Here is a 13,917-nt window from a genome sequence, read left to right on the forward strand (position 1 = left end):
AAACACTACGTTACAATCAGAAATATATCGGTGCGCGCAAGCGCTGGCAATTCGCGGATTAGCTTAAGGGAAACACTTACATGGCAGAAAGCTTGGCCCTATGAGGCGCTTCTCGGCATTGGCATGGTCAAATTTGCACGGACCATTATTCTTGTTGCTATATCTGCTGCTCGACTGGCTTACCTATGTCGACCCGCTGTACGGCGTCAATATCACGCCCTGGAATCCGGATCCGGCGCTGGGCCTGGTGTACTGGCTGCGCTACGGAAAAAAAGCGGCGCTGCCGTGGTTTGCAGCGTTGCTGCTTGGCGACATATTGTTTCGCGGCATGTCGGCCGGGCCGCTGTTCACCTTGCTGGGCGCGCTCAGCCTGACCTTGGGCTACGGCCTGATCGGCGAAGGGCTGCGGCGCAACTTCAGCAACGGCGCCATGTTCGACAACCGCGACCGCCTGCTGACCTGGCTGGTGGCGGTGGCGGCCGGCGCGCTGCTGAACGGCGTGGCCTATGTGGCGCTGCTGTCCTCGGCCGGGCAGATCCCGGCCGGGCAGGGCGCGCTGGCGGTGTGGCGCTTCGCCATCGGCGACATGGTGGGCATCATGGTGTCCATGCCGCTGATCTGGATGCTGGCCAGGGAGGAGAGCCGCGCGCGCCTGCGCGCCGCCGCCTGGCGCTGGGAAACCCTGGGCTACCTGGTGCTGGCCGTGTGCATGCTCACGGCCGTGTTCGGCCACATTGCGCGGGCCGAGTTCAAGCATTTCTACTTCCTGTTCCTGCCCGTGATCTGGGCCGCCACGCGCCAGGGCGTGTACGGCGCCGCGCTGATCGTGTTCACGCTGCAGCTGGCCATCGTCACCCTGGTGCGCTGGAACAACGCGGTCGACATCGAGGTGGCCGAGCTGCAGCTGCTGGACGCGGTGCTGGCGCTGGTGGCCTTCTTTATCGGCATCGTGGTCGACGAGCGGCGCCAGGTGGCTGACGAGCTCAAGCACACGCTGCGGCTGGCCGCGGCCGGCGAAATGGCGGCCGCGCTGGCGCACGAGCTGAACCAGCCGATGACGGCGCTGTCGGCCTACGGCAAGGCCTGCGAGCACCTGCTCGAGCGCGGCGAGACCGGCGAGCTGCTGAAGGGCGCCATCGGGCGCATGGTGAGCGAATCGGTGCGCGCCGCCGAAGTGGTGCGGCGCCTGCGCGACTTCTTCCGCACCGGCGCGCTGCGCCTGGAGCCGGTGCCGGCCAGCGCGCTGCTGGCCGCCATCACGCAGCAGTTCTTCAGCCAGTGCCGCGAGCAGGGGGTGGAACTGGCGGTGGCGCAGGCGCCGCCGGTGTCGGTGCTGGCGGACCGGCTGCAGGTGGAGCTGGTGCTGCGCAACCTGCTGGCCAACGCGCTCGACTCGGTGGCCGCCTGCCCGCCGGGCCAGCGCCGCATTACGCTGTCGGCGCAGGCGCTGGGCGGCGCGCGCCTGCGCATCACGGTCGAGGACAGCGGCGCAGGCGTGTCCGAGGCGCTGTCGCGGCGCCTGTTCGAGCCCTTTGTGTCGACCAAGTCCAGCGGCCTGGGCCTGGGGCTGGTGCTCAGCCGCGCGATTATTGAAGCGCACGGCGGGAAATTGTGGGCGGAGGTGGCCGAACACGGCATATTCCGCTTTATACTCCCGGCGCTGGAAGGTGAAACTGGAGAATAGCGTGGCATTGGACCTGACCGTATTTATCGTCGACGACGACCCTGCCGTGCGCGACGCGCTCGGCTTGCTGCTGGGCGTGCGCGGCTACCGCACCGCCGTGTTCTCCAGCGGCGAAGCGCTGCTGCAGGCCTGGCGTCCGGAATGGGCCGGCTGCCTGCTGATCGACATCCGCATGAGCGGCATGGACGGCCTGGAAGTGCAGCAGCGCCTGGCCGAGCTGGGCAACCGCATCCCCATCGTCATCGTCACCGGCCACGCCGACGTGGCGCTGGCGCGCGCCGCCTTCAAGGCGCAGGCGCTGGACTTCCTGGAAAAACCCTTCGACGACGCCAAGCTGGTGGCCGCCATCGATGAAGCGTTTTCGTCGGAAGCGCGGCAGCGCCGCCAGAACCGCGAGCGCGACGACCACCTGGCCCTGCTGCGCGAACTGACGCCGCGCGAGCGGGAAGTGATGCAACTGGTGGTGGAGGGGCGGCACAACCGCGAAATCGCGCCGGAGCTGGGCATCAGCGTGCGCACGGTGGAAGTGCACAAGGCGCGGCTGATGGCCAAGCTGGGGGTGGGCAATGTTGCCGACCTGGTGCGCATTGCCATGCTGGACCAGGAGTAGCGGCGCTGCTTGGCGGGTTACGGCGCGCTGCGCCTAACCCGCCCTACGGTGTTTCGGTACCCGCCAATGCCGCCAGCGCCGTCAGGAGCCGTTCGCGGCGGCCAGGCTGGCTTGCGCTGCCGGCCGCACGCCCGGCGGCACCGCTTGCGGCGCCGGCGCCGAGTTGGCCGGCGTCTGCGACTGCAGCCCCTGCGCGGCGCGCACGGTCTTGTCGGCGGCGCGCTGCAGCACGATATGCCGGTTGCGGTCCTCCAGGCTGCGCTCATTCTCCTTGTGCCACAGGTGGTAGACCTCGGTGGCGAACGCGCCTTCCTTGCGCATCACGCCGGCATTGAACAGGCGCACCACCAGGTCGGAATCCTCATGGCCCCAGCCCTGGAAGCTCTCGTCGAAGCCATTCACCGTGGTCAGGTCGCTGCGCCACACGCCCAGATTGCAGCTCTTGATGCGGCGCCAGCTGAAGCGGCGGCTTTCGCGGCCGAAGTTGGGCAGCGTCAGCACGGTCTGCAGGAATTTGTTCAGGTCGCCGGTCAGGCGCAGCTTCAGCTTGTCCCACACGGTCAGGCCGCGCAGGCTGAGGCGCTCGGCCAGCAGGCGCAGCGTGTAGCCCGGGCTCAGCAGCACGCGGCTGCCCGTCACCAGGTAGCCCGGCCGGGCCAGCTTGCGGTGCTGGCTGATGAAGTTGGGCTGCGGCATGCAGTCGCCGTCCAGGAAGATAATGTAGTCGCCGCTGGCGGCCAGGATGCCCTGGTTGCGCGCGCGCGCGGCGCGGAAGCCCTCATCCGGCTGCCACACGTGCAGCAGCGGCACCGGCGAGCGGCGCTTCAGGTTTTCCACGCACTGGCGCGTGTTGTGGGTGGAGCCGTCATCAGCGATAATGATTTCGAATTGATTATCGTCCTGGCAGAAGCAGGCCTCCAGCACTGCCGCCAGGGCGTCGGGCCGGTTGTAGGTCGTGATGATGACGGATATTTTTGACGCTTGTTGCATGAAGTGGATGCTGCCTGTGCTGATTTTGCAAGAATAAGCTCACAAAACATTAATGAATAATACTTTTACAAAAAAAAACATTCTGCAAGACAACGCACTATCTTATCTCATCCACAGTCTGATTTTCCTGCTGCCGGCCTTGGCCTTAATCACGCGCAATAGTGTCAGCACGGTAGGCTTTCTGTTTCTGCTCGCCGGCATGCTTTGCTGGCGTGCAGCAAAACCAGGCTTATTGCGTCATCTTACTGAGGTTCGGACGGTTTTAACAGCGTTTGGTATCAGTTTCGCATTTGCGCTGGCGGGTCTATTGTTGCATCCCGACATACAATTGCGCGCACTGGAGAAACCCAGCCGTATCTTTTTCAGCGTCACCGTGCTGCTGGCCGTGCTGGCGCTGCGGCCCAGCCGCAAGGCCCTGTGGGCCGGCCTGATCGCCGGCACCGTGGGGGGCGCCGTGTTTATCTGCTACCAGCGCTGGGGCCTGGGCATAGACCGGCCCGGCGGCCTGATCAACTCCATCACCTTTGGCGACATCGCGCTGTGCATGGGCATGATGTGCCTGGCGGCGGTGCTCGATTTCAAGGGCAAGCAGGTGCTGTGGCCGGCGCTGGGCGCGCTGGCCGGCCTGCTCGGCTCGGTGGCCTCCGGTACCCGTGGCGGCTGGGTCGCCATCCTGTTTGCCGCCGTGCTGTTCATCAAATACGGCCACTTCCTGCGCAGCCGCGTGTCCAAGGTGCTGGCGCTGCTGGTGGTGGTGCTGTTGGTGAGTACTTACTTCATTGATGGGACCGGCACCCGCGGCCGTGTGCGCCAGGGCGTGTACGACGTGACCGCCTATTTCGACGGCACGGTGCGCCTGACCAATGTGGGCGTGCGCCTGGAGCTGTGGAAGGGCGGCCTGGCGCTGGCCGCCCGGCACCCGTGGCGCATCTCCACCCACAAGGAAATCCGCGCGGAGCTGGAGCAGGAAGTGGCGGCCGGGCGGCTGCAGCCCTTCGTGCTGGAGGCCGAGCACTTCCATAACGACATGATGCACGTGCTGGTGTACGGCGGCATCCCCGGCCTGCTGGTCTATCTGTTCACCATGCTCGCGCCCTTCCTGTTCTTCCTTCGCATCCTGAAAACCCACGAGTCGGCCAGCCCCGCCGTCATTGCGCCCGCGCTGGCGGGCATGCTGCTGGTGACCGGCTATTTCAGCTTCGGCCTGACCGAGGTCATCTTCTGGTCCATCCTGAGCACCATGTTCTACGTACAAATGCTGTTCCTGCTGATGGGCTTTTGCCTGAACGCGCAGGACGAGAGGATAGCGCCATGAGCCAGCTACCGCCGCCGCTGCCGCCGCGCACGCTGGTGATTTCTCCCAACTGGATAGGCGACGCCGTGATGGCGCAGCCGCTGCTGGCGCTGCTGCGCGCGGCCCATCCGGAGCGGCCCATCGACGTGCTGGCGCCGCCCCAGGTGGCGCCGGTGTGGCGGCAGATGGCCGAGGTGGACCAGGTGCTGGAAACCCCGTTCCGCCATGGCCCGCTGCAGCTGCGCGAGCGCTGGCGCTATGCGCGCGAGCTGCGCCGGCGCGGCTACGCGGCGGCCTATGTGCTGCCCAACACCCTCAAGTACGCGCTGATCCCCTGGCTGGCCGGCATTCCGCAGCGGGTGGGCTATAAAGGCGAGAGCCGCTATGGCCTGATCAACGTCATGCACCATGACGACGTGCCGCCGCGCCCCATGGTGCCGTTCTACGCGGCGCTGGCGCGCGCGCCGCAAACGCCCTTGCAGCCGGTGCCGCGCCCGGCGCTGCAGGCGAGCGCCGAACAGATCGCCGCCGCCTGCGCGCGCACCGGGCTGGACCCGCAGCGCCCGCTGGTGGCGTTCGCCCCCGGCGCCGAATTCGGCTCGGCCAAGCGCTGGCCCGCCAGCCATTTCGCCGGCCTGGCGCAAGCCATTGTGGCGGCGCATCCGCAAGTGCAGATTGCGCTGCTGGGGTCACCCAAGGACAAGGACGTGTGCGCCGAAGTGGTGGCCGGCGCCGGGTCCGCGGCAGCGGCGCTGTACAACCTGGCCGGCGCCACCAGCCTGGCCGAAGCCGTGGCGCTGATCGCCCGCGCCGGCGCCGTGGTCAGCAACGACTCCGGCCTGCTGCACATCGCCTCGGCGCTGAACCGACCGGTGGTGGCCATCTACGGCCCCACGGACCCCGGCCACGCGCCGCCGTTTTCCGACGTGGCCGCGTCGATCTCGCTGCGCCTGGAGTGCGCGCCGTGCAAGCAGCGCGAATGCCCGCTGGGCCACCAGGATTGCATGCAAAAGATCGCGCCGCAGCAAGTGTGGCAGACCCTGCAGCCCATGCTGACGCCTATCGATTGATTTTAATGTAGGCCTACAATGTATATGCCAAACGTATATACGAGGGGGCCATATGGAACAAGGTGCTGTTTTTCAGAGCAATCGTAGTCAGGCAATACGGCTGCCCAAAGCCGTGGCGTTGCCGGGAGACGTGAAGCGGGTCGATGTCGTGGTGCTGGGCAGGACAAGAATCATTTCTCCCGCCGGGGAGTGCTGGGATAGCTGGTTTGACGCCCCTGGCGTGAGCGATGACTTTATGGCCGACCGTGGCCAGCCCGCACAGCAGGAGCGGGAGGCGTTCTGATGCTGAGGCTCATTCTGGATACGCATACCGTGAGGCGCGGCCCGCCCGGAAAATAATTGCAGAAATAGTTGTAACATCGGCGAGTGAGCGGCGACTTAACAGCATATCCCCACTTTTTTGGAGAACTGTTTTGAATACCACGCTTATCTACAGGAGCTTACTCGCCATGACCCTCTCGCTCGCCGCCCACGCCCAAGCCCAGCCACCGGCCGAACCGTCTCCCGCCGCCCTGGTCGACGCATTGAACAACGCCTTCGGCAAGCACGCCGGCAAACGCGCCTCGCACGCCAAGGGCTTCTGCGCCACCGGCGTGTTCACCCCGGCCCCCGGCGCGGCCGGTTTCGCCGGCAGCCCATTGTTCCGCCAGTCCAGCGTGGCCGCCCAGGTGCGCTTCTCGGTTGGCGGCGGCAATCCCGGCGTGTCGGACAAGAGCCGCAGCGTGCGCGGGCTGACCATGCGCCTGAGCGGCGGCGGCGAGGTCTACGACCTGCTGCTGCTCTCGGAACCGGTGTTCTTCGCCGCCACGCCAGCCTCCTTCGTCAGCTTCCTGGAAGCGCGCGTGCCCGACCCGGCCACCAGGAAACCGGACCCGCAGAAAATCGCCGTCCACAACGCGGCCTACCCGGACGGCACGCGCCAGCCGGCGCTGCTGGCCGCGCACGCCGCGCCGCAGTCCTACGCCACCACGGCCTACTTCTCCAACAACGCATTCGTGTTCGGCGGCGAAGGGCAGGCCAGGCAGCATGCCCGTATCGTGGTGGAGCCACAGGCCGGCACGCACTACCTGAGCGCGGATCAGGAACAAAGCCTGCCGGACCAGTTCCTCCAGGCCGAGCTGCGCGAACGCCTGGGCAAGGATGCCGTGGCCTACACCATCTACGCCCAGTTGCCCGCCGCCGGCGACAGCCTGTTGGACCCCAGCCAGCCGTGGCAGGGCAGCGCCAAGGTGGCGCTCGGCACGCTGGCGGTGCAGGCGCTGGACGACGCGGGCGCATGCGACGGCGTGGTCTTCATGCCGGGCAATCTGCCTGCCTCCATCGCCATGAGCGACGATCCCATCCTGCGTTCACGCGCGGCGGCATACGCCGTGTCGCTGGCGCGGCGCAGCGGCGGCAAGTAAGCAACCCTGCAAGGAGCGCAGCGCCATGAATGGAACCGGCAAGGACGGGCAGGACGGCAAAGACGGCTGGGCGGCGGTGACGCGCGAGCGCTCCTTCCTGCTGCGCCTGGCGCGCCTGCAGCTTTCCTCGGACGCCGACGCGGAGGACGCCGTGCAGGAAACCCTGCTCGGCGCGCTCAAAGGCTGGAACGGCTATGCGGGCAAAGCCAGTGTGCGCAGCTGGCTGACCGGCATCCTGCGCTTCAAGATCATCGACATCATCCGCGCGCGCCGCATGGCGCCGCTGGACGGCGCATCCGCCGCCGAAGACGCCGACGGCTTCAGCATCGACGCCCTGTTCACGGCCGAAGACGCCTGGCACCCGGAGGTGTTCATCGACACGGTATGCGCCGAAACGCAGGCCTCGCAGCGGCAGCTGCTCGACATAGTGGAACTCTGCATGGCGCGCCTGCCCGAGCAGACCGCGCGCATCTTCCTGATGCGCGAATACCTGGGCCTGGAGCTGGCCGAAATAGAGCAAGGCGCCGCCATCAGCGGCGGAAATCTGCGCGTGGTGCTGTACCGTGCGCGCATGCGGCTGCGCGAATGCACGGTGCGGGCCTGGGGAGAAGAACAATGAACGACGAAGTGAAAAAGCTGACCTGCCGCGAAACCACCTATCTGGTCTGCGGCGCGCGCGACGAAGCGCTGACGGCCGCGCAGCACAGCCAGCTCGCGCGCCACCTGCAAGGCTGCGACGCCTGCCGCGTCGCCTCGCGCCAGTTCGCGGACCTGTTCGCGCAGCTCGATGTGCTGTTTGCCGCCAACGCAGGGCGCAAAATTAAATAAATATAACGTTAGGTGATACGCGCAAAGCCGCGTATATTGCATCTCGTACTTGCATCAAGTCGTAATCTTGTCGGTCCCAATTCCGCATGGCTGTTATCCCAGGTCGTTCAGTTTTTCCTTCGGTTTTAATTCTTGGTTTCAAGTGCCCTTAAGGCAAAGTTGCCTATTGTTTTAATCAAAGGAAAAAAACATGAGTATTCAACAAACCGGTATTGTCAAATGGTTCAACGACGCTAAAGGCTTCGGCTTCATCACGCCAGACGCGGGCGGCGCAGACCTGTTCGCGCACTTCGGCGACATCCAGTCGACCGGCTTCAAGAGCCTGTCCGAAAACCAGCGCGTCTCGTTTGAGCGCAGCGTTGGCCCTAAAGGCGAAAAAGCTGGCAACATTCAGGTTCTGTCCTGATTGATGATCTACCCGCGCCCGGCATAGCCGGCTGCGGCGAGTCTTCGCGGTTGAAGACATGCGATACCCAGATGAAGGCCGCATTGCCATGCGCCTTGTTGCGTCGTCCCCCTCCAACCGGCTTTGGACACCTGGCAGATAGCCAGGGTCGGGAGAAAATGGTTTAGCGGGACAATGGCTTGCAGTCACCGCTTGCACCGCGCAGATAGCGCGGGTTACCGGTGCCGATGACACCTGGCAGATAGCCAGGGTGATCGCTGAGTCATGTGTCATACTGAATAGAAAAGCCCGCTGCATGCGGGCTTTTTTACGTCTGGCTGCCGGGTTGATTTTATTCTGTCACATCAAAATCACGTGGTACTGTTCCTGGTGGTAGGAGTTCTCCGCCTGCAGCGAGATCTTCTTGCCGATGAAATCGCCCAGCATGGCCAGGTGCTGGGATTCCTCTTCCAGGAACAGGTCCACCACTTCCTGCGAGGCGAGGATGCGGAACTCGCGCGGGTTGAATTGCTTGGCTTCGCGCAGCAGCTCGCGCAGGATCTCGTAGCAGATGGTGCGCGAGGTCTTGACCTGGCCCTTGCCGGCGCAGGCCGGGCAGGGCTCGCGCAGGATGTGGGCCAGCGATTCGCGCGTGCGCTTGCGCGTCATCTCGACCAGCCCCAGCGCCGAGAAGCCGCTCACCGACACCTTGGTGCGGTCGCGCGCCAAAGTCTTCTTCAGCTCCAGCAGCACCGCGCTGCGGTGCTCGGCGTTCTCCATGTCGATGAAGTCGCGATTAACGGACTGTCCAGTTCATGGTGTCATGCAATGAGTTTTTGTCCACGACGGCCGGATGAGGGTCTATTGCTTTGAGCAAGGTTCGCAGTTTCAATTCCAGCTTGTCAGGCTCAAAGGCGCGGGGCCGCAATCGTGAGTGCTTTGCAGGCTGCTCCAAGTGGCAGACGACGCGCAGCTTTCTGGACTTGAGCAGTTCTTTCGCCATGCGCTGCTCATCAGTATTTACAGCATGGCACTGCGCGCTCACCAGTCCTGCCAGCGTATCCCGTACCTTGACGGCGATTTCATCGGCCAAATCTATGGCCTTGGTTCTGGCGTGCTGGCGGAAGTCTTTGACCTCAATGAGCCACAGTGCGTTGTTCTCTTTGACGACGATATCAACAGCTTTGCTTGCACCGCAGGTATTCTGAAATTGATTGCGATAGTGGGACCAGTCATCGTATTTGCTCGACTTCGCGCCCGGCGGGAAGTCGAACGTTAGCGCGCCTTCCGTGATCGACTGTTCAATGACGGGCATTATCGATCCTCGGCAGCGAGGAATCGGTCAGACTGATGCAGTTCCTCATCCAGCAGCACTAGCGTTTGCAAATCATCGATCTTGTCGCCTTGTTCCAGCGCGACTTCGTCGACAGCGTCTTTCAGCGAAAAATAACGTGTAGGTAGCGCAGCGTAAGTGCCGCTTGCGGTCAGCATTTCCAACTCCCTGAGCAGGAATAGTGAATGGGTCGCAATGAACACCTGGATGCCTTCAGCTGCCAAATGGACTATGCTTTCAGCAATAACCTTGATAAGTTTTGGATTCAGGTTGGTTTCGGGTTCGTCCCAAAACAGGTAGCCTTGTTCCAGCAACACACCGGTACTGATCAGGCGTGCCAGCATGGCCAGCTTACGCAGCCCTTCCGCAACCAAGGGCATTTCCATACGGCCCGCCCCCGCGACGTGTAAGTAGAACCGGCCACTGGCGGCATCGACCACGACCTTGCCGCCCATTGCTTTTTCGAGCGGTTTCAGAAGGCGTGCTGCATCGCGGGTGCGGGGACCCTTGATCGACGGGGCGCCGAGCAGCGACACGGTATCGCGCCATGCTTCTTCGAATTCGACATGGTAGTTGTCGTACAGAGGAACAAACCACGGGCACAAAGTAGCCAGTTCACGCGTGGGCAGATAAACCGGCGGCAGGGCCAGATTTTCCTTGGGAGCCTTGATGACTTCCACCTGCGACTTGGCATTGGTGGCAAACGCAATGGAAGAATTTTTACCGGGAGCGTCCATCGTCAAGGTAATTTCACAACGATCACGGCCCTGTTTTCGCTTGACGAGGCGACCGATGGATTCTGGACGCATTACTCCAAGCAATTTGTCCGCATATGCCCGTTCGAAGTTGGTTTTGGCGAAGTCTTTGCCGGATTGAACTTTGAGCATTGCATAGATGGCCTTGAGCACATGCGATTTGCCCATGGCATTCTCGCCGACGATTACATTCAGACCTTTGGAGAAAGTCCAGACCTCGTTGGGAACGGTGGTGAGGTTGTGAAATTTTGCTTTCTTAAGCATGTGATCTTCCTATTGGAATGCCGTCCGATGCCGCCGTATTCCGAAATGCATATGAATGTCTTGGTCAGAACGATCCGGGCTGGCTTACATCAGGATCACGTCGTACTGTTCCTGGTGGTAGGAGTTCTCCACCTGCAGCGAGATCTTCTTGCCGATGAAATCGCCCAGCATGGCCAGGTGCTGGGATTCCTCTTCCAGGAACAGGTCCACCACTTCCTGCGAGGCGAGGATGCGGAATTCGCGCGGGTTGAATTGCTTGGCTTCGCGCAGCAGCTCGCGCAGGATCTCGTAGCAGATGGTGCGCGAGGTCTTGACCTGGCCCTTGCCGGCGCAGGCCGGGCAGGGTTCGCACAGGATGTGGGCCAGCGATTCGCGCGTGCGCTTGCGCGTCATCTCCACCAGTCCCAGCGCCGAGAAGCCGCTCACCGACACCTTGGTGCGGTCGCGCGCCAAAGTCTTCTTCAGCTCCAGCAGCACCGCGCTGCGGTGCTCGGCGTTCTCCATGTCGATGAAGTCGAGGATGATGATGCCGCCCAAATTACGCAGCCGCAGCTGGCGCGCGATGGCGTGCGCTGCCTCCAGGTTGGTCTTGAAGATGGTGTCGGCAAAGTTGCGCCCGCCCACGAAGCCGCCGGTGTTGACGTCGATGGTGGTCATGGCCTCGGTCTGGTCGACGATCAGGTAGCCGCCGGATTTCAGGTCCACGCGCCGGCCCAGCGCGCGCAGGATCTCCTCCTCCACGCCGTACAGGTCGAACAGCGGCCGCTCGCCGGTGTAGTGCTGCAGGCGCGGCAGCACACTGGGGGTGTAGGTCTTGCCGAATTCGGTCAGCGCGATAAAGTTCTCGCGCGAGTCCACCTGGATGGTGGCCGTTTCGTCGTGCACGAAGTCGCGCAGCACGCGCTGGGCCAGGCTCAAGTCCTGGTGCAGCAGGCTGGTGGCGGGCCGGGTGCGCGCGCCGTGCGTGATGGCGGCCCAGGTCTTGCGCAGGTAGTCCACGTCGGCCGCCAGGTCGGAGTCCGACGCGTCCTCGGCCTGCGTGCGCACGATGTAGCCGCCTTTTTCCTCGGCCGGCAGCAGCCCTTGCAGGCGCGTGCGCAGCGACTCGCGCTCGCTTTCCTTCTCGATCTTCTGCGACACGCCGATATGGTTGTCCTGCGGCAGATAGACCAGCATGCGCCCGGCGATCGAAATCTGGGTCGACAGGCGCGCGCCCTTGGTGCCGATCGGGTCCTTGATCACCTGCACCGTCAGCACCTGGCCGTCGAACAGGATCTTCTCGATCGGCGTGGGGGCGGCGTTCTGGCCGTCGTGCGGGCGCGCTTCCCAGATGTCGGCCACGTGCAGGAAGGCGGCCCGCTCCAGGCCGATGTCGATAAAGGCCGACTGCATGCCCGGCAGCACCCGCACCACCTTGCCCGAATAGACGTTGCCCGCCAGGCCGCGCGTGAGCGTGCGCTCGATGTGCAGTTCCTGGACCGCGCCCTGGAGTATCAGGGCGACCCGGGTTTCTTGCGGGGTGATGTTGATGAGGATGTCTTCGTTCATGGAGTGTTGCCTTATTGTTCTGAACGAAGATCATACACGCGCCACTGCGGAGCGGCAAACTCAGTCGACCAGCGTGCTTTGCGCGGCAATCTCGGGCGGCAGGACAATATTGTGGCGCAGCAGCTGCGCGTGGCTGAACACGAAGCGGCCGCGCTGCGCGGTCACGGGGTAAATGCTGCTCGGCGCGGCGCCGGACAGGATGCGCAGCGCGATGTCCGCCGCCGCCATGCCCTGCTCGCGGCCGTCCAGCACCAGGCCGCCCACGGCCAGGTCCGGGCCGACGAAGAAGTCCCACAGCCCGAACACAGGCACCTGGGCGTGTTCCGAGGTCCAGCGCAGCATGGCCATGGCCGTGCGCGGAAAGGCGGTCTCTTCGCGCACGGCCTGGTAGGTGCCGAGGTAGATGGCGTCGTAGCCCTTGCTGCGCGCCGCCAGCACTTCGGCCTGCCACAGCGGCCAGTCGGCGATCAGCTTGATGTCGACCTCCAGCCCCTCGATGGTTTGCCGCGCGCGGCCCTGGAAGACTTCGCTGAGCAGCACGGTGGAGGTCATGCTGGTGTCGAACAGGAACAGCACGCGCCGCGCCGCAGGCAGGATCTTGCGCAACTGCGCGACATTGCGCTTGACCAGCGGCCGCTCCAGCACGCCCGTGATGTTGCGCACCTTGGCCGGGTCGAAATAGGCGCGCGGATTGTTGTTGATGCCCAGGTAGACCACCGGCGTGGCGGTGGCGCCCAGCCGGGCAGCCAGCAGGCTGAGCGCGGCGTCGTCGCCCACGATCACCAGCGCCGGTTTCAGTTTCAGGTAGCTGGCCCAGGCGCTGTCGGCCATGGCGGCGTGGCGCGCCGGCGGCAGGCGCTTGGTGTCGAGTTCCACGCTGACCACGCGGTAGGCCGGTTCCAGGCGCGCTTGCAGGGCGGCCTTGTAGCCGGCGTCCCATTCAAAGCCGGCATGGTAGCTTTCGATCAGCAGGATGGTGGGGGCAGGGGATTGCGCCGCAGCCGGCGCGGCGGCGCTCCAGAGCGCCGGCATGGGCAGCAACGCCGCTAGTGTCCGCAGCGCCTTCCTGCGCGCCCGGTGACTGGCCTGCTGCTGCCGCTTCATCTGCCCACTCGCCTAGGGCAGCGGCAGTCCGGCCTGGCGCAGCAGCTGCGCCGTTTCGTACAGCGGCAGGCCCATGATGCCCGAATGGCTGCCTTCGATATGCTCGACGAACAGCGAAGCGAGGCCCTGGATGCCATAGCCGCCGGCCTTGTCGTAAGGCTCCTGGGTGGCGCAATAGGCCTGGATGGAGGTGGGGGAGAGGGTGCCGAAGCGCACTTCGGACACTTGCGTGACCTGCAGCGCGATATTGTGGTGGTGCACGGCGATGGCCGTCATCACCTGGTGGGTGCGGCCGGACAGCTGCTCCAGCATGGCCACCGCTTCCGCGTTGTTGGCCGGCTTGCCCAGGATGGCGCCGTCCACGGTGACCGTGGTGTCGGCCGCCAGCACCGGGCGCGAGACCAGGTGGCGGCGCTGCACCAGGTTCCAGGCGAAGGCCGCTTTTTCAGCCGCCACGCGGCCCACGTAGTCGTAGGCCTTTTCGCCGGGCAGCACCTCCTCGGTGACGTCGGCGCCGCGCGGGCCGTCGCTGCGCAGCAGCAGCAGCTCGAAATCAACGCCGATCTGGCGCAGCAGTTCGCGCCGCCTCGGGCTTTTAGACGCCAGGTAGATTTTCTTGTCGACCGGTTTCATGATGTCGTGCTTTCAC

Annotated in this window: 15 protein-coding genes and 1 pseudogene; 9 read left to right on the forward strand and 7 right to left on the reverse strand. The window is 64.4% G+C overall.

Features of this window, described 5'->3' with window-relative positions:
- Positions 1–151: 151 nt before the first annotated feature.
- A complete protein-coding gene (locus GTP77_RS20765) occupies positions 152–1,684 on the forward strand; it encodes a sensor histidine kinase (RefSeq protein ID WP_228893737.1) in 1,533 nt (510 codons plus the stop codon).
- A gap of 1 nt (position 1,685) precedes the next feature.
- Positions 1,686–2,294 (forward strand): response regulator transcription factor, encoded by a 609-nt coding sequence (locus GTP77_RS20770; protein ID WP_161074061.1) that lies wholly within the window; start codon positions 1,686–1,688, stop codon positions 2,292–2,294.
- 81 nt (positions 2,295–2,375) lie between these two features.
- Here the strand turns inward: GTP77_RS20770 and GTP77_RS20775 are convergent, their stop codons facing one another.
- A complete protein-coding gene (locus tag GTP77_RS20775) occupies positions 2,376–3,284 on the reverse strand; it encodes a glycosyltransferase family 2 protein (protein ID WP_161074062.1) in 909 nt (302 codons plus the stop codon).
- A gap of 328 nt (positions 3,285–3,612) precedes the next feature.
- Here GTP77_RS20775 and GTP77_RS20780 point away from each other — a divergent pair, with 328 nt between their 5' ends.
- The 7 genes from GTP77_RS20780 to GTP77_RS20810 all read left to right on the forward strand — a co-directional run bounded on the left by GTP77_RS20780 (position 3,613) and on the right by GTP77_RS20810 (position 8,285).
- Positions 3,613–4,599, forward strand: coding sequence for an O-antigen ligase family protein (locus tag GTP77_RS20780; RefSeq protein WP_161074063.1), 987 nt, complete (start codon positions 3,613–3,615; stop codon positions 4,597–4,599).
- Positions 4,596–5,648, forward strand: coding sequence for a lipopolysaccharide heptosyltransferase II (gene waaF / locus GTP77_RS20785; protein WP_161074064.1), 1,053 nt, complete (start codon positions 4,596–4,598; stop codon positions 5,646–5,648). Before GTP77_RS20780 ends, waaF begins: the two co-directional genes overlap by 4 nt.
- A gap of 52 nt (positions 5,649–5,700) precedes the next feature.
- Positions 5,701–5,931: a type II toxin-antitoxin system VapB family antitoxin gene (vapB, locus tag GTP77_RS20790; protein WP_161074065.1), complete on the forward strand. Its 231-nt coding sequence runs from the start codon at positions 5,701–5,703 to the stop codon at positions 5,929–5,931.
- A gap of 166 nt (positions 5,932–6,097) precedes the next feature.
- A complete protein-coding gene (locus tag GTP77_RS20795) occupies positions 6,098–7,051 on the forward strand; it encodes a catalase (protein WP_161074066.1) in 954 nt (317 codons plus the stop codon).
- Between the two features lie 25 nt (positions 7,052–7,076).
- The gene (locus GTP77_RS20800; RefSeq protein ID WP_161074067.1) at positions 7,077–7,670 is read left to right on the forward strand and encodes a sigma-70 family RNA polymerase sigma factor; all 594 of its coding nucleotides are present in this window, start codon (positions 7,077–7,079) and stop codon (positions 7,668–7,670) included.
- Positions 7,667–7,879 carry an anti-sigma factor gene (locus GTP77_RS20805; RefSeq protein WP_161074068.1) on the forward strand — a complete coding sequence of 71 codons (213 nt, stop codon included), beginning with the start codon at positions 7,667–7,669 and terminating at the stop codon, positions 7,877–7,879. Before GTP77_RS20800 ends, GTP77_RS20805 begins: the two co-directional genes overlap by 4 nt.
- A gap of 190 nt (positions 7,880–8,069) precedes the next feature.
- On the forward strand, positions 8,070–8,285 hold the full coding sequence (locus GTP77_RS20810; RefSeq protein WP_161074069.1) for a cold-shock protein: 216 nt from the start codon (positions 8,070–8,072) through the stop codon (positions 8,283–8,285).
- Positions 8,286–8,624: 339 nt separating this feature from the next.
- On the opposite strand, the pseudogene GTP77_RS20815 reads toward GTP77_RS20810, so the two are convergent.
- The 6 genes and pseudogenes from GTP77_RS20815 to GTP77_RS20840 all read right to left on the reverse strand — a co-directional run.
- A pseudogene (locus GTP77_RS20815) lies at positions 8,625–9,056 on the reverse strand (ribonuclease E/G); the annotation flags it as partial.
- A 4-nt stretch (positions 9,057–9,060) separates the two neighbouring features.
- Complete coding sequence (locus GTP77_RS20820) at positions 9,061–9,579, reverse strand: hypothetical protein (protein WP_187358785.1); 519 nt, start codon at positions 9,577–9,579, stop codon at positions 9,061–9,063.
- Positions 9,579–10,616 (reverse strand): AAA family ATPase, encoded by a 1,038-nt coding sequence (locus GTP77_RS20825; RefSeq protein ID WP_161074070.1) that lies wholly within the window; start codon positions 10,614–10,616, stop codon positions 9,579–9,581. The genes GTP77_RS20820 and GTP77_RS20825 overlap by 1 nt, the downstream gene beginning before the upstream one ends.
- 84 nt (positions 10,617–10,700) lie before the next feature.
- Positions 10,701–12,164, reverse strand: a complete 1,464-nt coding sequence (rng, locus tag GTP77_RS20830; RefSeq protein WP_161074071.1) for a ribonuclease G — start codon at positions 12,162–12,164, stop codon at positions 10,701–10,703.
- 60 nt (positions 12,165–12,224) lie between these two features.
- Complete coding sequence (locus tag GTP77_RS20835; RefSeq protein ID WP_161074072.1) at positions 12,225–13,196, reverse strand: ABC transporter substrate-binding protein; 972 nt, start codon at positions 13,194–13,196, stop codon at positions 12,225–12,227.
- A gap of 84 nt (positions 13,197–13,280) precedes the next feature.
- The gene (locus GTP77_RS20840; protein WP_161074073.1) at positions 13,281–13,901 is read right to left on the reverse strand and encodes a Maf family protein; all 621 of its coding nucleotides are present in this window, start codon (positions 13,899–13,901) and stop codon (positions 13,281–13,283) included.
- Positions 13,902–13,917 lie beyond the last annotated feature (16 nt).

It is taken from the genome of Pseudoduganella aquatica (assembly GCF_009857595.1).
Taxonomy (GTDB): Bacteria; Pseudomonadota; Gammaproteobacteria; order Burkholderiales; family Burkholderiaceae_D; genus Rugamonas; species Rugamonas aquatica_A.

What these genes read in the sequence shown, in the direction of transcription:
- GTP77_RS20775 (WP_161074062.1), bottom strand. Translation starts at nt 3,284, where the DNA reads ATGCAACAAGCGTCAAAAATATCCGTCATCATCACGACCTACAACCGG.
- waaF (WP_161074064.1), top strand. Translation starts at nt 4,596, where the DNA reads ATGAGCCAGCTACCGCCGCCGCTGCCGCCGCGCACGCTGGTGATTTCT.
- vapB (WP_161074065.1), top strand. Translation starts at nt 5,701, where the DNA reads ATGGAACAAGGTGCTGTTTTTCAGAGCAATCGTAGTCAGGCAATACGG.
- GTP77_RS20795 (WP_161074066.1), top strand. Translation starts at nt 6,098, where the DNA reads ATGACCCTCTCGCTCGCCGCCCACGCCCAAGCCCAGCCACCGGCCGAA.
- GTP77_RS20800 (WP_161074067.1), top strand. Translation starts at nt 7,077, where the DNA reads ATGAATGGAACCGGCAAGGACGGGCAGGACGGCAAAGACGGCTGGGCG.
- GTP77_RS20805 (WP_161074068.1), top strand. Translation starts at nt 7,667, where the DNA reads ATGAACGACGAAGTGAAAAAGCTGACCTGCCGCGAAACCACCTATCTG.
- GTP77_RS20810 (WP_161074069.1), top strand. Translation starts at nt 8,070, where the DNA reads ATGAGTATTCAACAAACCGGTATTGTCAAATGGTTCAACGACGCTAAA.
- GTP77_RS20820 (WP_187358785.1), bottom strand. Translation starts at nt 9,579, where the DNA reads ATGCCCGTCATTGAACAGTCGATCACGGAAGGCGCGCTAACGTTCGAC.
- GTP77_RS20825 (WP_161074070.1), bottom strand. Translation starts at nt 10,616, where the DNA reads ATGCTTAAGAAAGCAAAATTTCACAACCTCACCACCGTTCCCAACGAG.
- rng (WP_161074071.1), bottom strand. Translation starts at nt 12,164, where the DNA reads ATGAACGAAGACATCCTCATCAACATCACCCCGCAAGAAACCCGGGTC.
- GTP77_RS20835 (WP_161074072.1), bottom strand. Translation starts at nt 13,196, where the DNA reads ATGCCGGCGCTCTGGAGCGCCGCCGCGCCGGCTGCGGCGCAATCCCCT.
- GTP77_RS20840 (WP_161074073.1), bottom strand. Translation starts at nt 13,901, where the DNA reads ATGAAACCGGTCGACAAGAAAATCTACCTGGCGTCTAAAAGCCCGAGG.